General features: G+C 43.4%; 20 protein-coding genes. 10 read left to right on the forward strand and 10 right to left on the reverse strand.

Annotated elements, in window-relative coordinates; all coding sequences use genetic code 11:
* The first annotated feature begins 4 nt into the window (after positions 1 to 4).
* Positions 5 to 1,372, forward strand: coding sequence for a TrkH family potassium uptake protein (locus AACW75_RS07585; RefSeq protein ID WP_017075819.1), 1,368 nt, complete (start codon positions 5 to 7; stop codon positions 1,370 to 1,372).
* A gap of 97 nt (positions 1,373 to 1,469) precedes the next feature.
* On the opposite strand, the gene msrB is transcribed toward AACW75_RS07585, so the two are convergent.
* Positions 1,470 to 2,612, reverse strand: a complete 1,143-nt coding sequence (gene msrB, locus AACW75_RS07590) for a peptide-methionine (R)-S-oxide reductase MsrB (RefSeq protein WP_145571602.1) — start codon at positions 2,610 to 2,612, stop codon at positions 1,470 to 1,472.
* 198 nt (positions 2,613 to 2,810) lie between these two features.
* Here msrB and AACW75_RS07595 point away from each other — a divergent pair, with 198 nt between their 5' ends.
* Positions 2,811 to 3,209 (forward strand): OsmC family protein, encoded by a 399-nt coding sequence (locus tag AACW75_RS07595; protein ID WP_017068628.1) that lies wholly within the window; start codon positions 2,811 to 2,813, stop codon positions 3,207 to 3,209.
* A gap of 165 nt (positions 3,210 to 3,374) precedes the next feature.
* Here the strand turns inward: AACW75_RS07595 and AACW75_RS07600 are convergent, their stop codons facing one another.
* From AACW75_RS07600 to phnW, 4 genes are all read right to left on the reverse strand, one after another.
* Entirely contained in the window at positions 3,375 to 4,445 is a 1,071-nt protein-coding gene (locus tag AACW75_RS07600) for an OmpA family protein (RefSeq protein WP_145571603.1), read from the reverse strand.
* Between the two features lie 336 nt (positions 4,446 to 4,781).
* Complete coding sequence (gene phnX, locus AACW75_RS07605; protein ID WP_145571605.1) at positions 4,782 to 5,600, reverse strand: phosphonoacetaldehyde hydrolase; 819 nt, start codon at positions 5,598 to 5,600, stop codon at positions 4,782 to 4,784.
* Positions 5,601 to 5,727: 127 nt separating this feature from the next.
* A complete protein-coding gene (locus AACW75_RS07610; RefSeq protein ID WP_145571606.1) occupies positions 5,728 to 7,185 on the reverse strand; it encodes an aspartate aminotransferase family protein in 1,458 nt (485 codons plus the stop codon).
* Positions 7,185 to 8,288 (reverse strand): 2-aminoethylphosphonate--pyruvate transaminase, encoded by a 1,104-nt coding sequence (phnW, locus tag AACW75_RS07615; protein ID WP_145571608.1) that lies wholly within the window; start codon positions 8,286 to 8,288, stop codon positions 7,185 to 7,187. The genes AACW75_RS07610 and phnW overlap by 1 nt, the downstream gene beginning before the upstream one ends.
* A 366-nt stretch (positions 8,289 to 8,654) precedes the next feature.
* On the opposite strand from phnW, the gene AACW75_RS07620 reads away from it, so the two are divergent.
* From AACW75_RS07620 to AACW75_RS07645, 6 genes are all read left to right on the forward strand, one after another.
* Positions 8,655 to 9,665 (forward strand): putative 2-aminoethylphosphonate ABC transporter substrate-binding protein, encoded by a 1,011-nt coding sequence (locus AACW75_RS07620; RefSeq protein ID WP_135457522.1) that lies wholly within the window; start codon positions 8,655 to 8,657, stop codon positions 9,663 to 9,665.
* Between the two features lie 168 nt (positions 9,666 to 9,833).
* Positions 9,834 to 11,255, forward strand: coding sequence for an FAD-dependent oxidoreductase (locus AACW75_RS07625; protein WP_145571610.1), 1,422 nt, complete (start codon positions 9,834 to 9,836; stop codon positions 11,253 to 11,255).
* Positions 11,256 to 11,482: 227 nt separating this feature from the next.
* The gene (locus AACW75_RS07630) at positions 11,483 to 12,592 is read left to right on the forward strand and encodes a putative 2-aminoethylphosphonate ABC transporter ATP-binding protein (RefSeq protein WP_017075811.1); all 1,110 of its coding nucleotides are present in this window, start codon (positions 11,483 to 11,485) and stop codon (positions 12,590 to 12,592) included.
* Positions 12,593 to 12,613: 21 nt separating this feature from the next.
* Positions 12,614 to 14,323 (forward strand): putative 2-aminoethylphosphonate ABC transporter permease subunit, encoded by a 1,710-nt coding sequence (locus AACW75_RS07635; RefSeq protein ID WP_445329515.1) that lies wholly within the window; start codon positions 12,614 to 12,616, stop codon positions 14,321 to 14,323.
* A gap of 68 nt (positions 14,324 to 14,391) precedes the next feature.
* Positions 14,392 to 15,096 (forward strand): phosphonate utilization transcriptional regulator PhnR, encoded by a 705-nt coding sequence (gene phnR / locus AACW75_RS07640; RefSeq protein WP_017075809.1) that lies wholly within the window; start codon positions 14,392 to 14,394, stop codon positions 15,094 to 15,096.
* Between the two features lie 113 nt (positions 15,097 to 15,209).
* The gene (locus tag AACW75_RS07645) at positions 15,210 to 16,112 is read left to right on the forward strand and encodes an EamA family transporter (protein WP_145571616.1); all 903 of its coding nucleotides are present in this window, start codon (positions 15,210 to 15,212) and stop codon (positions 16,110 to 16,112) included.
* 103 nt (positions 16,113 to 16,215) lie between these two features.
* Here the strand turns inward: AACW75_RS07645 and AACW75_RS07650 are convergent, their stop codons facing one another.
* The 3 genes from AACW75_RS07650 to AACW75_RS07660 all read right to left on the reverse strand — a co-directional run bounded on the left by AACW75_RS07650 (position 16,216) and on the right by AACW75_RS07660 (position 20,500).
* On the reverse strand, positions 16,216 to 16,998 hold the full coding sequence (locus AACW75_RS07650; RefSeq protein WP_145571618.1) for a siderophore-interacting protein: 783 nt from the start codon (positions 16,996 to 16,998) through the stop codon (positions 16,216 to 16,218).
* A gap of 186 nt (positions 16,999 to 17,184) precedes the next feature.
* Entirely contained in the window at positions 17,185 to 18,663 is a 1,479-nt protein-coding gene (locus AACW75_RS07655; protein ID WP_339385029.1) for a peptide MFS transporter, read from the reverse strand.
* Positions 18,664 to 19,129: 466 nt separating this feature from the next.
* The gene (locus AACW75_RS07660; protein ID WP_017075805.1) at positions 19,130 to 20,500 is read right to left on the reverse strand and encodes an L-serine ammonia-lyase; all 1,371 of its coding nucleotides are present in this window, start codon (positions 20,498 to 20,500) and stop codon (positions 19,130 to 19,132) included.
* Between the two features lie 357 nt (positions 20,501 to 20,857).
* Between AACW75_RS07660 and AACW75_RS07665 the strand changes: the two genes are divergently transcribed.
* A complete protein-coding gene (locus AACW75_RS07665; protein WP_145571620.1) occupies positions 20,858 to 21,736 on the forward strand; it encodes a YdcF family protein in 879 nt (292 codons plus the stop codon).
* A 4-nt stretch (positions 21,737 to 21,740) separates the two neighbouring features.
* Here the strand turns inward: AACW75_RS07665 and AACW75_RS07670 are convergent, their stop codons facing one another.
* Complete coding sequence (locus AACW75_RS07670; RefSeq protein WP_135457537.1) at positions 21,741 to 22,418, reverse strand: hypothetical protein; 678 nt, start codon at positions 22,416 to 22,418, stop codon at positions 21,741 to 21,743.
* 203 nt (positions 22,419 to 22,621) lie between these two features.
* On the reverse strand, positions 22,622 to 22,882 hold the full coding sequence (locus AACW75_RS07675) for a putative hemolysin (RefSeq protein WP_017075802.1): 261 nt from the start codon (positions 22,880 to 22,882) through the stop codon (positions 22,622 to 22,624).
* A gap of 369 nt (positions 22,883 to 23,251) precedes the next feature.
* On the opposite strand from AACW75_RS07675, the gene AACW75_RS07680 reads away from it, so the two are divergent.
* The gene (locus tag AACW75_RS07680; RefSeq protein ID WP_135457539.1) at positions 23,252 to 23,770 is read left to right on the forward strand and encodes an NUDIX hydrolase; all 519 of its coding nucleotides are present in this window, start codon (positions 23,252 to 23,254) and stop codon (positions 23,768 to 23,770) included.
* Positions 23,771 to 24,265: the final 495 nt, after the last annotated feature.

Here is a 24,265-nt window from a genome sequence, read left to right on the forward strand (position 1 = left end):
GTATATGAATTCGTTAAATCGAAGAGGGCTTTTTTACGCTTTAGAGCAAGATAACAAGCGCAAAAAAGGCTCTGAACCTAAGGTTATCCTGACGAGCTTTCTTGCGGTGCTTATTCCTTCTGCGATATTGCTGACTCTGCCTGTTTTCTCGGTTACAGGATTAAGTTTTACGGATGCATTGTTTACGGCTACATCAGCGATCAGTGTGACAGGATTAGGCGTGGTCGATACTGGTGAGCATTTCACTTTGTCTGGAAAGATCTTGCTGATGTTTTTGATGCAAGTTGGTGGCTTGGGGCAGATGACGTTGTCTGCGGTGCTGCTCTACATGTTTGGAGTTCGGCTAAGCTTGAAACAACAAGCGTTGGCGAAGGAAGCGCTTGGACAAGATCGTAAGGTTAACCTCCGAAAATTAGTCAAGAAGATTATCATCTTTGCATTGGTTGCGGAGTGTCTTGGTTTCGTGTTGCTCTGTTTCCGTTGGGTTCCTGAAATGGGTTGGGCAACGGGAAGCTTTTATGCGCTTTTTCATGCGATTTCAGCGTTCAATAACGCAGGCTTTGCCCTATTTTCAGACAGTATGATGAGTTTTGTCGATGATCCATTGGTGATCTTTACCTTAGCGGGCCTATTCATTTTTGGTGGACTAGGTTTTACGGTGGTTGGCGATCTCTCGAGTAATTGGCGTAGAGGATTCAAACACCTTCATCTACACACTAAGATAATGTTAACGGCGACACCGACTTTATTGTTAGTAGGCACAGTGATGTTTTGGTTATTGGAGAGGAATAACTCAACAACGATGGAAGGTTTGTCTATCCAAGGTCAGTGGCTTGCGGCTTTTTTCCAGTCTGCTAGCGCACGTACTGCTGGTTTCAATAGCGTGGATTTATCGCAGTACACACAACCTGCATTGTTGGTGATGATAGTACTGATGCTGATTGGCGCTGGCTCAACTTCTACAGGGGGCGGAATTAAGGTATCGACCTTTGCCGTGGCATTTGTTGCGACCTGGACTTTTCTACGTCAGAAAAAACATGTGGTGATGTTTAAACGTACGGTAACGTGGCAAGCGGTAACAAAGTCATTGGCCATTATTGTGGTAAGTGGGGCGCTATTAACCACTGCGATGTTTTTGTTAATGCTTACTGAAAAAGCGGCGTTTGATCGAGTTATGTTTGAAGTAATTTCTGCTTTTGCAACGGTTGGGTTAACGGCGGGGCTAACAGCTAATCTTTCTGAGCCTGGGAAATACATCATGATTGTCGTGATGGTAATAGGGCGGATTGGTCCTTTGACTTTAGCTTATATGTTAGCTCGTCCAGAACCGTCCTTATTGAAATACCCAGAAGATACTGTGTTAACGGGTTAATAATGTTAACAGGCTAATAAACAAAGTTTTGTTAGTAATAAAAAAGCCAGCGATCTGCTGGCTTTGTTGTTTATGCTTGGCTTTTATGCAGAGCTATTTAACCCTCAAACATTTCCACGTATTCTTCATAACCTTGTTCTGCTAATTTATCGGCAGGGACAAAACGCATAGCAGCTGAGTTCATGCAGTAGCGTAAACCTGTTGGTTTTGGACCATCTTTAAATACATGACCTAGGTGAGAGTCACCAAATTTACTGCGAACCTCTGTTCTTGGGTAAAGCAGTTTGTAGTCAGTAGTCGTTACGACATAAGCCTCGCTGATTGGCTGTGTAAAGCTCGGCCAACCTGTACCTGATTTGTATTTGTCTTTTGAAGAGAATAAAGGCTCACCCGTTACGATATCAACGTAAATACCTTCTTGCTTGTTATCCCAGTATTTGTTGTCAAACGGGCGCTCTGTTGCGTCGTCTTGTGTCACATCGTATTGCAGTGAAGTTAGAGACGCTTTGATCTCTGCATCAGACGGCTTGTTGTATGTCTTAGTATTGGCTGTCGCATTCTTACCATCGATGATCTGACGGATGGTTTGCGGGTTTTCTTTTCTATCATCGCCGAAGATTTTATCTAGGTACTGATCACGACCAGAAGCGTAGCGGTAGTAGTTATAACGAACCTTGCTCTTCTTGTAATAATCTTGATGGTAATCTTCCGCTGGCCAGAATTTTTCAAATTCAATCAGTTCTGTTTTTAGTGGTTCACCAAAGATCTGAGCTTTGTCGATCTCCATCATGAAGTTTTGAGCGACGTCTTTTTGCTCTTGGTTATGATAGAAAATAGCAGGTCGATATTGTGGACCTCTATCAACGAATGAACCCTTGTCATCAGTTGGGTCGATATGTCTGAAGAACTGGTCAAGCACCTGTTCATAGCTAACCACATCAGGGTTATAAGTCACGTTGATCACTTCTATGTGACCAGACTTACCCGATGAAACTTGTTTGTAGGTTGGATTTTCTAATTCACCACCAGAATAGCCAGAGATAACGTCTGTCACGCCTGTCAGTTTTTCTAGATCGGATTCTGTACACCAAAAACAACCACCAGCCAGTGTCGCGATTTCAGCTTTACCTGAATTAGCTGTTTTATCCATTGTATTGGCGGTGCCAGTTTGGCTTACAAATAGCGAAATCAGTGGTAGCGCAACCACGAGTGATACCAATATTTTAGATAATTTATTCATAGATACCTCATCTTGACGTTTTTCTCATTCGATTTTGAATGTACGAATAGAGACAGGTTTTAGATGGAAAAAATTGCATTATTCACAAAAAAATATGTCATTGAGAAAATCTTGCTCATAAATGCCGCCAGTAGTAGGGTGTAGACATTAATATAAATAATAGATAATGATGACGTTTACGTACATCTAAGGAACAGCATGCAAGCAGAAGTTAAATGGGTCGAAGGCTTTAAATTTCTAGGTCAATCTCAATCAGGCCATTCTGTCGTTATGGATGGAAGTGGTGGTGCTACCGCGCCAAGCCCTATGGAAATGGTGTTAATGGCTGCTGGTGGTTGTAGCTCTGTTGATGTAGTTGATGGCTTGAAATCTGCTGGTCAGAACATCACGGGTTGTAATGCAAAACTAGAAACGACACGTCGTGAAACCGCGCCAAAAATCTTTACCGTGATTAATATTCATTTTGAAGTGTCTGGTGACAACCTTGACCCTGAGCTAGTAGCTAAAGTATGTGCTGATTCATTAGAGAAGTATTGTTCAGTATGCCTGATGCTGGGTGCTGGCGTAGAGATGACCCACAGCTGGGAAATCGTCTAGTCTTCTGATTGTATAGCTTGGCGTTAGGCTGTTTTTTACGGCTTACGGCTTAAAGTTTACGAATTATGGACAAAGACAGATAAAGAAAAGGGCGGAGTACTTGAAAGTGCTCCGCCCTTATTATTTCAGTTATTGTCGAGAGATCTTAGTTACTGTAGATAGCTTTTATTGAGCAGTTTCTACGATAACTTCTTCAACTTGTACTTCTTGCTGGTATTCAAAACCAGGAATAGTTGCGTCAACACGACGGTTTTGAGAACGGCCTTCTGCAGTATCGTTTGTTGCAATAGGGTTCTCTTCACCTTCACCAGACGCTGAAATGCGGTCTGCTTCAATGCCTTGCTCTTCGATGTATGCTGCTACCGCTGCTGCACGCTTCTTAGAGATCATCATGTTGTATTCAGCTGCGCCTGTCGAGTCTGTGTGACCAACAACATCAACTGACGATTGAGGGTGAGCATTAAGTACTTCAACTAATGGCATTAGCGCAATTTTACCATCTGTAGACAGTTCAGTGCTGTTAGTCGCGAACATTTCTTGAGAGTAGCTCTCTGTTTGCGCTTTAGTCACAACAACGGTTGTCTTCTCTTCAACAACAACTGCTGGCTCTGTGATTGGCTCAGATGGCGCTTGTGTTACTGCTACCGCAGAAGCTGTAGCAGCAGCCGCTGATGCTGTTGTGTTACCTGTACCGAAGTTGTAGCTAACACCAACAGACAGTAGATTTGAGTTTAAGTCTTGAACGTAGTTGTCGTCGAAATCATCAAAGTATTGATATTCAACACGCAGTGCCCAATCAGAAGATAGTTGCTTCTCTACACCGATACCTGCAGAAAGAACAACGTCGTCTTCACCACCGTGTGAAATGTAAGCAGGACCTGCTTTGAAGAATACGTCAAACTCTTGTTGCACTGGCAGGCGGTACATTGGCGTTAGTGATATGGCGATTAGAGGGTCGCTGAATGCTGCTGTTGAACCGTTCTTAGAAAAGCTTGTTTTATAATCACCTAAGAAATCAGAGCTTAACTCGATACCAAGTCTGTCAGTGAAGTTATAACCAGAGTAAATACCGGCACCAATTGCATCATCATCACATTTAGCACCGCTTACACATGCGCTGTCTAGCCAGCCCACGCCCACTTTAGCACCAACGTAAGTAGTTGCAGCAATAGAAGGAGTTGCTGCTAGGCCTGAAGCCGCAACAATAGCACACATGATTTTTGACAGTCTTTTCATAATCTTATCCTTGGATTAACTCTTATTGTTATCTGAACCTACCAGGAAAACGATTACTTATTGGGTATGACACTGCTTACAATAAGTAAATCAAGGCGTTGGTTCAGCTGGATCTATTTTTTACTTAGTACTTATATTGTTAATCTGATTGCGTATTGTAGTCAATGAAATTGTTAAAAATTATATATTTAAGGTGCTATTTACTGTTTTATTTGTCAATAATATGTTGTCTTAAATGTTGGAATCGGATGAACCTCGTATCACCGACGTAGTTTTACAAGGTTTTGGTGTTGTTTTTTTATACAGAGTGCGGATTTATTGAGCTGGCTTATAGGTTTATGGGCGCTCACCTGCAATTAAACGTTTTTCAATATCGGCAATGACACTAGGCAAGTCTGCAATAGTATCGATCAAATAGTGCGGGTTTGACCTATTTAGCTTCACACTTGCTTTCTCTCGTGCTGTTTGAAGCGTTGCTTCTTCTGCATCCAAATATTCTTGGTACGTTAAGCCAGCCTCGTTACCTGATAGAACAAGGCCAACTGTCCACATGCCTGCGTTGTGGCCTTCATCGATTCCAGGTGCTGCGTCATCCACTTTCACACACGCTGCAACGTTAGTTACGCCCAAATCAATCACGTTTTTAAGCGCCATAAACGGAGCAGGGCGACCACCTTGTGGTAAGTCATCAGTTGCGACTACGTTATCAGGAAGGTAACCGTAATCTGCTGCAGCTGGAATCAGTACGTCCATCACTTCTCGCGGATAACCTGAGCAAGAACCGATTTTTACGTTCTTCTCTTTTAGGTTATTCACGACCTCTATGGCATTCAAGATTGGTTCGGCATGGTCGGCTACTTTTGCTTTCTGAAGAGGCATGAATGCCGCGTAGATCGCATCAACGTCTTCACTTGTCATCGTGCGTCCGAATTGAGCATTCCAACGAGCGTCAACAGCTGGAATTCGACCAACCGCTTGGATGTGCTCCCATTTGCCGATACCCATAGGTTCACGCGCTTCTGCTAGGTCGATATCAAACTCGAAACCTTGCTTGAATGCTTCGACAAAAATACTGGTTGGAGCAAATGAGCCAAAATCAACGATAGTGCCAGCCCAGTCAAAGATAACCGCTTGGATAGGTGATGTCGTGTTCATAATAATGTCCTATTGTGTGTCACTTCCCGCCTGTTTAATACTCAAAGGTTCAGTCGGGAGGTTACGGGTTGTTTTAGGTTGTTGGTTGCTTGAAATTATTGCTTCAAGGCATGCTTTCCACGGTGGTTCAAAGGTATTCAAAGTCTTTGCTGACTTTGGCTATCGCTTTTTCGAATACAGACAGAGCGACTTCTAGCTCGCTACGGCTGATGATCAATGGTGGGCTCAACTGAATCACGTTACCTTGTGACACCTTAAAGCTCAGGCCATCGTTCAGACATTGATAAAGTACTGCTTCTGCTTCATCGAAAGCTCGGGTCTTAGTGATATGGTCGGTGACCAACTCCACGGCCCAAAGCAGGCCGATGCCGCGAACGTCACCAATAACTGGGTATTTCTCTTTCATTTGAAGCAGTTGTTCACGCACGAATACGCTGTCTGCTTGCACTTTTTCAAGTAGATTTTCTTGCTCAATCACTTCCATGGTCGCGAGTGCTGCTGCACAGCCAATTGGGCTTTTCTCATGGGTGTAGTGCCCAAGAGATACCTGCGCTGCCGTGTTGTATTTGTCTTTGGTGACCATGGCTGCAATTGGAACCAAGCCGCCGCCAAAGCCTTTACCGATACATAGGATGTCAGGTTCGATATCAAACGCTTGGTGAGTAAACCATTCGCCGCTACGACCCATGCCATTTGGGATGTCGTCAATGATCAATATGACGTTGTGTTTGTCACAGATCTCACGGATGCGTTTCCAATAAGCCTTACTTGGCACTTGAACGTCTGTGTTACGAACCGCTTCGGCAATGAAGGCACCGATGCCACCTTCTTTTTCAATGACGTACTCAAGGTAATCGGCATAGTGCACATCACATGCAGTCTCATTGTTATCGCCTGCGCTACTCCCACTTAACGGAAAACTATCGCGAGGCGAAAAAGAGTCTCTAAGCGGAAAAGCACCACGATAGGAAACTGCTGGTGGAATGCGTTCTACGCCAGCCATTAATGGCCCCATACCTTCGCGGAAACAGGCTTCACCGCCGACAGATATTGCATCCAGTGACGCGCCATGGAATGAGTCCCACAATGAAACGACTTTGAAGTTGTTGGTGACATGTCGAGCAAGTTTGAGCGCCATGCCGATCACCGATGTACCACCGGGAGCAAACAACACGCGATTCAAATCGCCACCACAGATCTGGGTGAGCTTCTCAGCACACTGAACAGCCGTTTCATTGGTAAAGCGACGCGGTGAAAACGGCAATGACGCCATTTGTTGAGTCACTTTATTAATGATATGTGGGTGGCCATAACCAAGCTGATGAACATTATTGCCGTGAAAGTCCATGTACTTTTTGCCCGTCGCATCTTGAATATAGATGCCTTCGGCTGCTTCAAGGGTGTCTAGGCAAGGCGTTGACATCGCTTGATGAAGAAACACGTCAGCATCACGCTTTAACATCGCTTGAGTCGCATCATCGTTTAGCGATTCGTTCCATTTTTTGCGTGCTGGCGTGGTGTTCACATCGCCTTCGCTTCGAAAGTGCGTTGCCTTTAGATCTGGCTCTTGATTGGTCGTCGTCATTATTTGATGTCCCAGTACATAGCGTTTTTCACTGCGCCAATTAGGTCTTCAATGTCTGACGGGTAAACTTCACCGATGTTACCGATACGGAAGCAGTCTGCGTTTGAAACCTTGCCCGGGTAGATCACAAACCCTTGCTCTTTCAAACGGTCATAGAATTCCTTGAACTGGTAATCGCTATGAGTTGGAGAGTAGAAAGAGGTGATGATAGGTGAGTGAAGGTCATCGTTAAGCAGTGGTTCAAAACCAAGAGAGCGCATGCCAGCAACCAATGTGGTTTGGTTGGCTTGGTAGCGATTGTGACGAGCTTCAATGCCGCCTTCTTGCTCCAATTCAAGCAACGCTTGGTAAAAAGCACGCACCGTGTGAGTGGGAGAGGTGAAGCGCCATTTACCGTGGTTGCTTTCCATGCAGTGCCATTGGTCAAACAGGTCAAGGCTTAATGAGCGAGCTTGGCCTTTACACTTCTCAAGTTCCGATTGCTTAGCAATAACAAAGCCGAACCCCGGTACACCTTGAATGCACTTGTTTGCTGAGCTGATCATGTAATCGATACCCAAATCAGCAATATCCATAGGGATACCGCCAAAACTCGACATCGCATCAAGAATGACGGTTTTGTTGTGTTGTTTTGCTAATTTGGCAATCTCTTCAATTGGATTCAGCATGCCAGTGGTGGTTTCACAGTGGACAATCGCCACGTGGGTAATGTCTGAATCCATGGCCAATGCCGTTTCCATTTCGTTCAAGTCAGGCTGTGATGTTTCACCTGGAGAAACGACATGGCATGGAATGTTTAAATATTCTGCGATTTGAGCAATACGAGCACCATACGCACCGTTATCAACAACAAGAAGCTTACCGTTGTTAGAGATAACACTACCAATCGTTGCTTCAACTGAAGCGGTACCGCTGCCTTGCATTAATACGCTTGTGTATCCCGGCTGCTTAGTGGCTAAAGTCACTAGCTTGCTACGAATCACTTCAACAACGTCTTTGTTGTATTCATCATCCCAAGTACACCAGTCTTTTAGCATCGCTTGGCGGACGGTTTCAGAAGTAGATAGAGGGCCTGGTGTCAGTAGTAAGTATTCGTTTCTCATGTTCAGTTCTCGTGATGTTCATTTTGGACTATACCAATATTTAAGGTTACTTTAACAACCAAATTAAACGGTCGTAAATAGCCCAAACGTCATTTTCACAAAAGCTTCATATTTAAAACTGGCCACTTGTCTGAGATATTTTCCTATCTTTAAACTGCCATTTTTTGTTCATTTAACCGTCACAAAAGTCGATTAGGTTAATACTCGTTATCTGGTACATACCAAGTTGTGGGTGTGTGCTAACAACCTAAATGAATTTATGGATATAGGTGCCTTTTAATGAGGCTTCTAGCTTTAACAACCTTAACCTTGGCAATTTTTAATTTTGGCAACTTCTCATTTTAGAGTTGAGCCTGACTGGAGAAAATGATGAAAAACCGTTTTATGAAAGGATCACTTGCAGCATTAGTTACGCTATTAGCTGGTAACGCTTATGCAGCACAGGAAGTGACGGTTTACACTGCTTTTGAAACTGACATTTTAGCTAAATACAAAAATGCTTTCGAAAGTGAAAACCCAGACATCAACATCAAGTGGGTACGTGATTCAACTGGGATCATGACGGCAAAATTATTGGCTGAGAAAAACAACCCTCGTGCAGAAGTAGTTTGGGGACTTGCGGGTTCTTCTATGGCTCTGCTTAAAGAAGAGGGCATTCTGAAACCTTACACACCTCAAGGTGTAGAAGCGTTACGCGCTAACCTTAACGATCCACAATCTACTCAAGCTTGGTACGGCAATGATGCATTCTTTAATGCCGTTTGCTTTAACGAAATAGTTGCTAAGCAACTGAACCTGCCAGTGCCTAAGTCTTGGGATGATCTAACGAAGCCTATCTACAAGGGCCACATTGCGATGCCAAACCCAGCGTCTTCTGGTACGGGTTACATGCAGGTTTCAGCTTGGTTACAAAACATGGGTGAAGACCAAGGTTGGAACTACATGCAGAAGCTAGATCAAAACATTGCTCATTACACGCACTCAGGTTCGAAGCCATGTGTTCAAGCGGGTATGGGGGAAGTGGCTATCGGAATTTCTATGGCGAGCCGAGGTGCGAAGCTAAAAACTCAAGGTGCGCCACTTTCTGTGATTACGCCTGAAGGTATCGGTTGGGAATCTGAAGCGGTAGGTCTTGTTAAGCCTTCCGATGCAGCACAACGTGTTATCGATTGGTCAATATCTAAAGCAGCGAATGAACTTTACATCGAAATGTACCCAGTTGTTGGTCACCAAGATGTAACAGGTAAAGCAGAGAACTTCCCGAACGTAGAGAAGAATATGGCAAAAATGGACTTCGCTCGCATGGGCAGCGAACGTGCAGATGTTCTGAAAACATGGTCTGAGAAGTTTGACGCTAAATCAGAGCCAAAATCTTAATCGACTGAGATCTTTAGTCTATTAGCTACTTGGTTCATTAACTACTGAGCTTATTAGACACATAGTTTATTAGATATGCAGCTCATTAGAAGTTAGAAATCAGTAAAGGAAGGCTTCGGTCTTCCTTTTTTAGTTTTACGCCTTTAGGTTTTTAGTAAGGTACAACAAATGAAAAAGCACTACTCATATTGGTTCAAGCAAGCATTGGAACAGGAATTTGGCAGCATCAACGCGGGGCTAGAATCCGCTAAACCGCTTCAAAAAGACGTTAACTGTGATATCGCTATTGTCGGCGGTGGGTACACCGGTTTATGGACGGCGATTTTAATCAAACAACAACAGCCTCAAAAGCACGTTGTGGTGATTGAAAAAGGCTTGTGTGGCAGCGGTGCTTCCGGCTCCAACGGCGGCTGTATGTTGACGTGGTCGACTAAGTATCCAACGTTGAAGAAGCTCTACGGCAAACAACAAGCAAAATGGTTGGTTAAAGAATCGGAAAAGGTCATTTACGAAATAGAAGCTTTCTGTAATGAACATAACATCGATGCGCATCTGTATCGCAGTGGGACTTATTACACCGCGACCAATGAAGCGCAAAAGGGAGGAATGGAACCTGTTGTGAATGAGTTGGTCAAGCAAGGTATAAATAGTTGGAAGAAGTGTGACAACTCTTTGGCTGATAAAGCGGGATCTGATCGCCACATTGAAGGTTACTACTCAGAAGCTGCGGGCAGTGTTCAGCCAGCTTTATTAGCGCGAGGTTTACACCGAGTTGCGCTCGAACTGGGTGTCGAAATTCACGAAAACACAGAGATGACGTCACTCGACTATGGCTCCCCAGCTCGTATCCAGATTAAGGGCGGAGCTGTGTTTGCGGACAAAGTGATCTTAGCGCTTAATGCATGGATGCTCGATCACTTTAAAGAGTTCAAGCGCAGCATCGTGGTTGTCTCGTCTGATATGGTAGTGACTAAGCCTATTCCAGAAAAACTCAAGCAGTTTGGCCCCGAAAAAGGAGCGGCGGTGGTGGATTCTCGTATCTTTGTTCATTACTACCGTGACACCCAAGATGGACGACTCATGTTGGGCAAAGGCGGCAATAAATTCTCGTTTGCGAATCAAGTCGAAAGCATGTTCAACCAGACCACCAACTATCTGCCGATTCTCAATCAATCATTCCAAAAACTGTTTCCTAAGTTGGAGCAGAATGAATTCGATTACAATTGGTCAGGCGGCTCAGATCGTTCGGTCACAGGTTTGCCATTTTTCGGTAATCTAAAAGGCCAAAGTAATATCTATTATGGGCTTGGTTACTCTGGTAATGGCGTTGCTCAAACCCGTATGGGCGGGAAGATTTTGTCAGCAATGGTACTCAATATCGACAACGCTTGGACACAAAGCGGTTTAACTAACGGCCCGTTAGGACATTTCCCACCAGAGCCATTCCGTTGGGTAGGTGCCATGATGGTGCGTGATGCAGTACGAAGAAAAGAGAACGCGGAAGATTCCGGTAACACGCCATTGTGGCTTGATAGGCAATTGGCAAAGTTGGCGGGTGCAGCAGGTAAAGCCGACAAGGTTGAATCGTAAACTAATCTAGCGTTCAAGTTTGAGGTACACACGAAGGCTCTCAGTGACTTTTTGGTTGGTCATTGAGGGCGTTCAACGTTGAATTAACTTTCAATGCTGAACAAGTAGCAATCTTTAATGCTTATTATATCTGCAATATAACTGTCATTTAGCTTCTATAAATTTGTCACTCAACTGCAATATTCTCAGTTTAAATTTGGTATATACCATATAGAGAGTGCTGTAGTATGAGCAACCAAACTTATTTGAATATTGAAAACGTTGTAAAGCAATTTGGCCAATTTACAGCGTTAAAAGACATCTCCTTATCAATAGATAAAGGCGAGTTCGTCTGTTTCCTTGGCCCATCTGGCTGTGGAAAAACCACCTTATTACGTGCGATTGCAGGTCTAGATTTACCAACTTCAGGCTCTATTGAGCAGAACGGTAAGGATACGACCTTCCTGCCACCAGAAAAGCGTGACTTTGGTATCGTATTTCAATCTTATGCTTTGTTTCCCAATCTCACAGTGGAAGAAAACATTGCGATTGGTCTGAAGAATCAAGGGATGTCGACCAAAGAAGCTCTGGAAACAGTAGAGTCTTGGTTAGAAACGATTGGTTTACCGACGTCTGGCCAAAAATATCCGAATCAACTGTCTGGTGGACAACAGCAGCGTGTTGCTCTGGCTCGCGCATTGGCGTTGTCTCCAGGTTTGTTATTACTTGATGAGCCGCTTTCTGCGTTGGATGCGAAGGTCAGAACACATTTGCGTGACGAGATCTGCCAGCTGCAACGTAAACTGGGTATTACGACCATAATGGTGACGCACGACCAAGATGAAGCCTTGACGATGGCAGACCGAATAGTGGTGATGAACCATGGTGTCATTGAGCAAGTAGGTGCCCCACAAGAGATCTACCAAAAACCAGTCAGTCGTTTTGTGGCTGAGTTTGTTGGCAGCATGAACTTCATTCAAGCTTCTGTCGCAGCGCAAGGCAAGATACGTATTGCTGAGTCGATGTTACCGTTGCCGGGTTTAGATAACCTCACTCCAAAACTTGGGGACGTTTTTGATATCGCAGTTCGTCCGGAACAAATTCAGTTTGTGGATCGTTTTAGTGAATCATTACCCGTGAGAATCGTATCAAGCGAATTCTTAGGGGCGTTTTATCGTGTTGAGTGTCAATTGCAACATGACTCAACGGTGAAAGAGATCATCGTTGATGTATCAGTCAAAGAGTTCAATCGATTGAAGCTCCGCCGCAGTGATATTCGTTATGTTGCGTTTGATCAAGATGGCCTGAGAGCTTACCCATCGAAAAGCCTGCAAGTGATGGAAGACGAGGCGGCGTAAACAATCATGGAATCGACTCAAATGATGCAATCTAAACTGTTAATTCAGCGACGAGTACAACCTTTCCTTGCTCGGTTAAGTAAAGACAACGTAATTCTATTTGGACTGTTGGCATTTTTGTCTGTGGTCATGACACTGTTTATTCTGATGCCACTATGGGCAATGTTGAAAAAAAGCGTTCAGAACGCAGACGGTGAATTTGTAGGTTTACAGAATTTCGCCACGTACTTCGCTTCTCAAAGCCTTTGGCAATCTGTAGGGAACACTTTTACTTTGGGTCTGCTAGTCACGGTCGTAGTTGGTGTATTAGCGTTTGGTTATGCTTATGCTCTGACCCGCTCATGCATGCCATTCAAGGGGCTTTTTCAAGTGTTGGGTTCAGCGCCGATTCTTGCTCCGTCACTGCTTCCCGCGATTAGTCTTATCTTCCTGTTTGGTAACCAAGGTATTGCTAAGGAAGTATTAGGGGGTAATTCGGTCTATGGTTTGATTGGCATATCATTGGGCTTGATATTCTGGACGTTTCCACATGCCTTAATGATTTTAACTACTTCATTGAGAACCTCTGACGCTCGTCTTTATGAAGCGGCACGAGCCTTAAACACTTCACCTTTGAAAACCTTCTTTATGGTGACGTTACCAGCAGCAAAGTATGGTTTGATCAGCACTTTGATCGTTGTGTTTACATTGGTAGTTTGTGACTTTGGCGTACCGAAGGTGATTGGTGGTAGTTACAACGTGTTATCGACCGACATATTTAAACAGGTGGTAGGGCAACAGAATTTCTCGATGGGTGCAGTGACCAGTATCATCTTGCTGTTGCCTGCATTATTGGCGTTTACCGTTGATCGCTGGGTTCAAAAGAAGCAGAAGAGCCTATTTGATACTCGCTCTGTCGCGTACCAACCAGAGCCAAGCACTATGCGTGATGGGTTGTGCTTTCTTTATTGTGCCATCATATCGGCGGCTGTGATTATTGTGTTGGGTATGGCGATATACGGGTCAATGGTCACGTTCTGGCCTTGGAACAAGGCGTTAACACTAAATAACTATAATTTTTCTGAGATGAGTACTTACGGTTGGACGCCATTCTTCAACTCTTTAACGCTAGGCGTATGGACAGCAATTGTCGGCACGGTATTGATTTTCTTGGGTGCTTATTGCATTGAGAAAGGCAGAGCATTCGGCCCTATTCGTCAAGCAATGCAAATGCTCAGTGTGGTACCGATGGCGGTTCCGGGTATGGTGCTTGGTTTAGGGTATATCTTTTATTTCAACGATTTAAGTAACCCTTTAAACTTCCTATACGGAACAATGGCGTTCTTGGTTATTAACACCGTGGTCCACTACTACACAGTCGGTCACATGACGGCGTTGACTGCATTAAAACAACTACCTGATGAAATTGAAGCGACCGCAGCCTCGGTGAACTTACCGCAATACAAGCTGTTCTTTAAGGTGACGGTGCCAGTTTGTCTGCCTGCGATTTTAGATATTGCGACATACCTGTTTATTAATGCACTTACCACGACATCTGCGGTAGTATTCTTGTATTCTACCGATACGATACCTGCGTCAGTTTCAGTACTGAATATGGACGACGCGGGGCAAACGGGTGCAGCAGCTGCCATGGCGGTGATGATCATGATATCGGCAGCGAGCGCGAAGTTGATTCATATGTTAATCAATAAGTTATTCGAGAAGCGCACCCAAGCTTGGCGTAAACGCTAGCAAACCATTTTATATTGCAGTTGGCCAAGGAGTGGCTGACGACAAGAACAAGAATAAAAGGAAATGAAGTGCAGTACGTAAAAATCAAAGATGTCATCGTAGAGCAGATAGAGTCGGGGATGTTAACGCCACGACAGAAACTGCCTGCTGAGCGCAAACTGGCTGAATCGTTCGATACCACACGTGTTACGTTGCGTGAAGCCTTGTCTTCACTTGAAGCGGAAGGGCGTATTTATCGAGAAGATCGACGTGGTTGGTTTATCTCTCCTGATCCGCTTCGTTACGATCCTACGCAAACGTTGAACTTCACTAACATGGCTTTGTCTCAGAACCGTAAGCCGAAAACAGAGTTGGTGTCGGCGAAAGGGATGTTAGCAACCAAGGAAGCGACAAAGCTTCTTAATCTTCAACCGTTCTCAGATGTTTATCGAGTGGACAGAGTTCGCTACCTTGAAGACAGACCGGTTGTGTATGTGACGAACTACATTCGACCTGAGCTGTTCCCTAACTTGCTTGACTACGACTTGTCTAAATCGTTGACTGACATCTACCGAGAGCACTTTGGTGTTGTGTATCAGAAGATCCGTTACCGCGTGAGTACAACGTCTTTGCTTGGCGAAACAGCCCAAGCACTGCGTGCGACCTCAGGGTCTCCGGCTATGGTGGTCGAGCGTGTTAACTATAATCAAGATGGTGATTTGATTGACTGCGATATTGAATATTGGCGCCATGACGCGATCAGTATCGAGTCGATAGCGCAGTTAGAACGTTAAATGTGCTAGTTACTCCATCGTTTTTATAGATTCATTGGAAAGCCTCTTACCCGGAGGTTTTTTTATCACTTATGTTTAGCCATTCGCTGATCAATTAATAGAACAGGAACGAAATGGAAGTCTCTGCCATTGTTATCGTGATTATTTCAGCTTTGCTGCATGCGGGTTGGAATGTTCTAGGCAAGTCTAATCAAGGATCGGGTTCGTCTTTCTTTCTGGCTTCTGGCTTTGCCGCTGCCGCGATATTGACGCCTTACTTGATCTGGTATGTTCACAGTGTTGGCCTGTCAAATATCTCACTTCCATTTTGGCAACTGGTTTTCTTGAGTGGGATTTGCCAAATCGTCTATTTGATTGGGCTAGGGACTGCCTATAAACAAGCAGACATCGGCGTGATTTACCCAATGGCAAGAGCACTGCCCGTGTTGATGGTGGGTTTAGGCACGGTGTTAATAGGCTATGAGCTGTCACCTAATCAATGGTTTGGGTTCACCTTGATTACTTTGGGTTGTTTGTTTGTACCACTTAAGAAGTTTTCAGATCTTAGGTTAAAAGCGTATCTCAACCTTGGCGTACTGTGGGCGTTAATCGCGGCCATTGGTACCACGGGTTACTCGATTATTGATAAAGAGGCCCTTCTATTATTGGAGCCTCTAAGCACGCCTAGTATCACTAACAAGTACACCGCGATTTTCTACCTAGGTATTCAGTTTTGGGCGATTGTGATTCCGCTGAGTATTTGGTTATTCGTGACCAACCAAAGAATCGAGTTTACCAACGCATGGATACTGCGTAAAAGAGCAACACTTGCTGGCATCATGATGGCATCGACCTATGGTCTGGTGTTGTTTGCAATGACCATGACAGAAAACGTCAGCTTGGTTGTGGCACTTAGACAAGTAAGCATCATCTTCGGCGTAGTGATGGGGATCTACTTTTTAAAGGAAAAGTGGCATACCACTCGCGGTGTAGGCGTGGCTTTTATCATTGCCGGTTTAGTTATCTCTCTGAATTAAAAGTCATGTTGAGGTCTTGGAAGTTTGAGTTTTTGCGTTAGAAACTAAAACGCCCTTAACTATATTACTGTCGTTAAGAGCGTTTAGTTTTCGATAATTAACTTTAACCAGCGAGCGCCTGAGCATCCTGTTGTTTTAGCGCTTTGTGGCCATCTTCAGTGACGCCACGTTTCCAGTAGCTGCTGATGTAGATGTTCTCTTTGGTTACTTCTTTTTCGTTTCGGAAGTACTGTCTTAGTTCACGCATGCTTTCAAATTCACACGCCGTCCAAACCGCAACCTGACCCTCTAACCATTCTGAATTGCGAACCGTTTTTGAAAGTGTTTCTTCAGTTTCATCTTCAATTAACCAAGTGACCTTGATCCCTTGAGGTACTTCAAGTATTTGCCTGTCTGCTGCTGAGTTGATCTGAATAACAGCGTGACCCGTTGCTGTTTCTGGAAGTGTTTTCACTTTTGCAGAAAGTGCAGGCAGTGACGTCATGTCTGCAACTAAGAAGAACCAATCAGATTCAAGGTTCAGCCCTTGAATTAAGCCTGGTCCTGCCACTGAAATCGTGTCTCCGACTTCTGCATTCATTGCCCACCTTGCGGCAAAACCACATTGCAAATCTGTGGTGATGTGGCGAACGAAATCAACCTCAATCCATTTTTCTACAGAGTTGTACTGACGAATTGTATAAGTGCGCATGGTTGGGCGCTCACCTTCGTTCAGTCGGCTTAAATCAGTGGTGCCGAGTGGCGAGAATAAAAGCTTGATGTAGCCGCCGGCACATTCGGTTGGGTACTTACTTAATCCTTCACCGCTCAGCGTTATACGCTGCATATTCGGTGTAATTGTTGAGGTTTGAGTAACGGTTAATGTGATAGGGCTAGGCTTGCTCATATAAGGCTCTCTTAGATTTTGATTTTTACATCATAATCCTGAATAAGAAAACACTCAATACTAATAGTTATCATTTACCTTTATTTACACAAGCGTAGTGTCAGTCAAATTTCTTATCTATATGGCTTAATAAAAAAGCCCTTTAGAAAACTAAAGGGCTTGATGTATCAGATTATTAGAACGTGATTAGCTGTTTGCTTGCTTTAGTTCAATCGTTTCTTCAGCCGCTTTCGCTGCTTCTAGCATCTTGCGAATGATGAACGATGCAGCCATTGCGATACCTACCATCACTACCGCTAAAACGGTTAGCATTTGGAAGTAATCGCCGTAAACCGTTTGTACGATTTCTTGCGTGATTTGTTGACCTTTCTCTAGTGCAATAGACGTTGAGAATACCGCGCCAACAATGCCTGAAAGAGCGATTGCGACAGAGAACAAGCTTACTGAGAAGTTCTCGATGTGCTTAGGTGCTACAGACAGGATGAAGGCTACAACCATTGAACCAACAATAACTTCACCAAACGCTAGGAAGAAGTGAATAGCTAGGAACACTTCTGGGCGAATCAGTACATCGTCACCAACGGTAGTCACAGCCATTGTTAGAATACCGAAAGCAATCGCAGTAAGGATGAATGAGAAACCTACTTTCGTTGCGGTAGAAAAGTTAATGTTTTTCTTTTCTAGGTTAGAGAAGGTACCCGCGATGATAGGACCAGCAACCATACACCAAAGTGGGTTCATTGCCATTGATGCTTCAGGAGCTACAGGGATGAAGCCGAATAGGTCACCACGCATTGTGTTGATCGCTACCATTGTCATCGAAGTCATCATTTGTCCGTAGTACACGAAGAAACATGTCGTCAGGAATGTGATGATTAAGATAGTACCCATTTTCAACATGTCTGATTTCTTCGATTTCATCATCAAAGAAACAAAGTACATGATTGCTGCGCCGCCAATTGCGTAAACGATGTTTTGGCCAATATCCATGTTAGAGAACATGAAGAATACCAGGCCAATCATAGCTGCAGAAAGACCAAGGAATGCAGCCCAGTTTTTAGTGCTTACAGGTTTTTGATCGATTTCAGCACTTGCTTCAACAAGACCTTTGCGAACAAAGATCATCATTAGAAGCGCTGCGCCAGCAAGAACAGCTGAAAGAAGGAAGCCACCGTGGAAACCCACAACAAGCACTAACATAGGGAACAAGTATTGACCTAGAAGAGCACCAATGTTGTTTACCGAGTAGTTGATTGGGTAGCAGTTTTCGAAATCTTCTTGAGTTTTGAACGTGCGTTTGTAAATACTTGGGTAAGAAGGGGACATCAAACCACGTGCATAACTTGCTAGAGCAATACCACATAATGCCATTGGCACATTAGTAGCGGCTGCACCTAGCACGAGTAAAGCATAACCACTTGCGAATCCAAGAAAGGCAATAGTCAAAGATCGGTATGCGCCTAAAAACTTATCAGCTATAAAGCCACCGGCGATAGCAAATAGCGGACCGATTGCAGAGAAAGCACCAACAACCATCATAGTGTCGGCTTCATTGTAGTTAAGATCTTCAAGGAAGAAACGAGTCAAGATCACCATGACGCCATAGAACGAAAGTCCAAACATCATTTGGCAGAACATCATTGATTTGTTTAATCTATTCCACATTATATTATTCTAACTTTTATATTAATAGATAGTGTAATCACCTAATTATAATATCATTAGTAGCAAGACATAAAATGAAACATTTACCATAACCGTTACTTTGCTCTCTTTATCTTTTCTTATCTGAGGATTCATATTTCTCATGTATGAAAAATGAAATGTTAGATTTTGCTAATGGATATATTGCTGTATGAAGTTTGACCAATCTCATTTATGGCTAAGTAATGAACTATTAAAGGGAAAATTAGCAACTATCATCTTGTAAAACTTTTCAAGTGAGTATCACTTTCATTGGCCGTTGGGTTTTAGCCAATAAAAAAGCCAGCTTGATTGCTGGCTTTGCTTGGATGTTGGAAACTAAGTTTTCAATAATGCGGTCTTAGTGAGAGCTCTTTTAGTCGAATAGCTTCGCTTCATTGCACTTCACTATTTGTAGCATTTCACTACTCACTTCATCGCACCTTAACTATTCACACGGTGGCGCCATGTGGATCACAGCTAAACCACCTAAAGAAGTCTCACGGTACTTCTTGTTCATGTCTTTACCTGTTTGGTACATGGTTGCGATAACCTTGTCTAACGAGATAAGACACTTGCTGGTGCGTTTTAGCGCCATACGTGATGCATTGATCGCTTTCATTGCACCCATTGCGTTACGTTCGATACATGGCACCTGAACAAGCCCACCGATCGGGTCACACGTCATGCCCAGTGAGTGTTCCATTGCTATCTCAGCTGCGATACAGATTTGCTCGTTACTACCGCCTCGAAGGGCTGTTAAGCCTGCCGCTGCCATTGAAGAAGATACACCGACTTCACCTTGGCAACCTACTTCAGCACCAGAAATCGAAGCGTTAGTTTTGTACAAGATGCCAATCGCACCAGATACTGCCAAGAAATCTTTCAGTTGCTTAGTGTCTAACTCTTTGATGAAACGATGGTAGTACATTAATACTGCGGGAATAACGCCGGCTGCACCATTGGTAGGTGATGTTACCACTTGGCCGCCCGCTGCATTTTCTTCACTTACAGCAAAGGCAAACAGATTGATCCAATCCATGATCTCCATTGGATCGTTTTCAATTGAGGCATTCGCTTCTAACTTTTTCAAAAGAGCAGGTGCTCGACGTGTCACTTCTAACCCGCCGTCAAGGATGCCTTCGGTGTCAAAGCCACGTTGCATACACAGAGACATCACCTTCCAGATTTGGTCAGCTTTCTGGTCAATCACATCCATATCTTGGAAAGAAACTTCATTGCGCAGGATCAAGCCACCAAGACTAAGTCCTTGGTGTTCTGACAATTCAAGTAATTGATCGGCAGAAGTAAAAGGGAATTCAACTTGTGTTTCTGACTCTGATTTGCCGTTTTGTAGCTCATCAGCGGTCGCTATAAAGCCACCACCGATAGAGTAGTAAGTTTCCATATCCAACAGGTTACCGCTTACGTCGAAGGCAGAGATCGTCATGCCATTCTCATGAAGTGGAAGGTTGGTTTTGTGGAAGAGTAGGTCGCTTTCTACATCGAAATGAATTTCGTGGTTGCCGCTAACCATTAAAGACTTATCTTCAATCGCTTTACGCATGGCTAAATTAGCGCTGGTTATTTTGATCGTATCAGGGCGATTACCAAGCAAGCCTAATAGGGTCGCTCGGTCTGTGTGGTGACCAATACCTGTTAGTGACAGTGAACCGTATAAATCGATTTGAATACGGGTAACTTGTTCAAGTACCGATTCAATCTTTTGGGTAAAATTAAACCCAGCAATCATTGGTCCATTGGTGTGGGAGCTGGAAGGCCCGACCCCGATTTTGTAAATGTCAAAAATAGACAGCATAGTAACTTCCTGTGAAGACGGTTCGATGAACGAACTCTGTGTAAAATTTGTATTTCGTCAGTTTCACTTTGTTGAGTGTTCGTGTTCTCTGGGTGAAATAGTTCTTTGATTGAGCTTGTTCTTTGCTTGAAACGTCTCTTTTACTGAAACTCTTGTTAACAAGCGTAGAGCGATGAAATCCAAGATCGTGCTATTTTGTTTTACAGCTGCACGTTGACTCTTGTGTGGCTTATTGTGTTGCTATCAATAGTGAGCATTATTGCGAGCAACCGATAAGAATTTCAAAATACTTTTGTTAATAAGTATTGTATACATAATTCACTCCATCTAATCATAAAAACGAGACTTGAACATAAAATGAGCATTAATCACCTCCTTATTGTGCTGGGTAAGCGACTTAATAAGAATAAATTGACTGATGAAGGAATCAGTCGTGTTGATGCATTGGTTGAATATCTTGCGGAGCTTTTGGTAGAAGAGTCGAATCAGCAAACTGCTGTTGCATTTTGTGGTGGGGTGATAAAAGGTCAAACCACCTCTGAAGCGGATGCAATGCATCGGTATTTTCGAACTCTGGAAAGCCAGCGAGAATATCCGTTTTCCTTGGTAGCGACTTTGCTTGAGCAGAGCTCGACAAATACGGTTGAGAACATTCAGAACTTAGCTTCAGAGATGATTGAAAGTGGACTGTTTACCCGTGGGCAGAGTCTCAAAGTGACGTTCGTTTCGAATGACTACCATTTACAACGTATTTTCGAGATCCAATCACTAATGGACGAGCAAGGCTTGCTTAAGATTTTGGTCGAGAAGTGCTCTGCACTTGGGGTGGAACTACAAATAGATCGTCAGCTAGAAGCTCATGTCGCGGTGCCATATCCTCATCAAAATACTCAAGGGCAATTGTTTCTGTTGATGGATGTGCTGACAACCTATCGAGTTTATCTTGAAGGTGTTTCTGCGGGCACATTTAAGCGAGATTTGGAGTTAGTTAGGGGAGAGCCTGAAAGACTATCGTCGGAGGCACTGATAGCTGTAAAGGAGTTAGTAGAGGGGGCATCTCACTTTGACATCGTCGACAGCTTACTCCCAGTATTGGAGCGCTGTATCCAGCAGACTTCAGTGGGTACCGACATAAAAAAAGTCAGGGAGTACCTAGCATTATTAGATACGAACCTGACTTTATTGAATCGATATTTAGACCCAGAATCGGACCTCACGCACCGCTGGTGGCGTTAAAAGGCTATTTCTTTCTCGTGATACCAATAACGGTCTTTAAGCTTGCAAAAGCAATCAAACAATAAGCTAGAAGTTCAGTGCCTTCTTCAGCGATGTTTTTAACCACACGAACGTAATCATCACCCATAACATTGTGCCAAAAACTTCCCATGCCAAACAGGCGAGAAAATACCAACAAGATCATTAGGCCAGTAACCAGCAGGTTCATATGAGGAGAGGCTAGAATCAGCGCCAATTGGTCAATGGTACGCTTACCATTCCTAATAGCATAAAAGATGGCGCTACCAGCTAGAAAAATAGCCGGGTAAACCCACGCGCCGTGTACGATCTTGTCAAACCAAAAGTCCATTTCACGAATAAACATCACAGCGAAGAATGCACTAATGAGTAGAGCCGCATGTTTAACCTCGCTTTTTTCTCTTGCGAGATAGGCAAAAGATCCAGATGTGACAATAAGCAGCAACTGCTGCAGCATTTCAGTCACTGAGATTTCACCGACATTGCCATTCAACAATACAAAATCAATGCGAAGTGCAAGGTTCGCAACAATACTAATTGCTAGAACGACTAACGCTGTTTGGCATCGTTTATAGATCACTTGAGAGGTCGACTGCGAAAGAGTGAACTCCGGGAGTTCAAATGACATATGTTTTTGCGTTTTAGTATCAGACTGGTTTTTCATAAATAATTCTGTATGTAAATATGTGTAACAGGCGGGCATTCTATCGGGCGGCAATTTGACAATGTCAGAGGAATGTCAGAAATAAAACAGTGTGCAATTGTTGGGTGTGTACGGTAAACCGCTGCCATAACAGCAGACAGTTTACGTAATTTAGAGAATTGAACAAGATGAAACCTTCACGGTGAGGCTTGGTATTACAGCGATTAACTTTGTGTTTCTGTTTCTTGTTCCTGATTGTTACGGTAGTACTCCCACTGTTCAATGCGCTCACCGTCTTCGAATACACAGTAAGTTGTGCGTTGATCGTTTTCAGTGACAGTATCTAACTCACCATCCTGTTGAACACAGTAAACCGCAGCTGGGTTAGCGACTGATACACGTTGGCCTTCGCTATATTCTGCATAGTCATTTGCACAACCGCCTAATACAACGACAAATACAGCCATCAAACCAATTTTCTTCATGTTTATCTCCTACGTGATAACTCTAAAAGTGAATGCGTTAAGTTCTACAGAACCAGTTTAGAAGCTCTATGAAATGAGTATATTTTAGATTTCAGAAAAGGTTGTGCTAATTTGGTCAAGATATTGAAATAGGATGATATTTCTTCATGTTTAACTGCTTTTTGAGTGTTGGGTCAGCTAAATTAATTGGCGCGATAGCTAGACTGTGCTCGTTCGATGAATGGCTCTGAGTTGATTATTCTGCACCGATAACCATGAGTTAACGTCGGTGAAATGGAGAGGGGATGTGTGTTTGTGGTTGGTTATGAACCTCGAATCTATTAAAGGGTATGGTATGATGCCGCCAAATTCAGTTGAGCAGTCAGACCCATGAGACATCTAAAAACCACTATCCACCCTGATATTGAACACCTAGACAATAAAACGGTATATAAGCGTAATGCTGCCCGTGCCATTGTTTTAGATGGCGAAGACATCCTGATGCTTTATACAGAGCGCTACCATGACTATACCATCCCTGGTGGCGGTTTAGATGACGGTGAAGACGTGATCGCAGGCATGGTCCGTGAACTGGAAGAAGAGACTGGCGCAAAGAATATTCACAGCATTAAACCGTTCGGTATTTTTGAAGAATTTCGTCCTTGGTATAAAAATGATGCCGACATGATGCACATGATCTCTTACTGCTACTCGTGCAAGATTGATCGTGAGCTTGGTGAAACGGCTTACGAAGACTATGAAGTAAAAAACGGTATGAAACCGGTTTGGATGAATATCCATGAAGCAATTGCTCATAATGAAAAGACCATGGCTGAGAGCCCTAAAAAGGGCATGAGTATTGAGCGTGAAACCTTTTTACTGCATTTAATTGCTAAAGAGATGCTTTAGATTAAAAAGCTTTAGCAAAAAAGCTCTAATACCCATTCAAAATGAACGGTTGTCTTGAGTTGTTCAAAAACTAACTGCTTAACAGTGAAGTACTTTAGGCAGTTTTTTCTAATCATGAAAACTCATACGACTTTTCAGAATTACCTCCTTTGGCTCATCAATATTAATTTATCCTCAGATTATCTAGCGACGATTGTTTGTGTTTATCCCCTTAACTCACGCTTTTGACTTATTGGTTTTCAAGTTGACTTGTATTCCATCAAATTGATTCCTATTTTGAATATTCTCTCTATTTAACTCCCATTTTTATTCCTTATTTGCTTTTTTGTTAATTATTTCAATTGTTTATTGTTGTTTTTGTAAAGGTTAAAAACTTGGCGCTTCTTTTGCTTTATCTACTAAGCAGCTCGATTTGTCGGCACCAAAATAACAAACCACTACCTAGGCTCTCCGAAATCCCTAAGGAAATGGAAAATCATTATTTAATCGTCGTTC

Source organism: Vibrio sp. L3-7 (assembly GCF_963898195.1).
Lineage (GTDB): Bacteria > Pseudomonadota > Gammaproteobacteria > Enterobacterales > Vibrionaceae > Vibrio > Vibrio echinoideorum.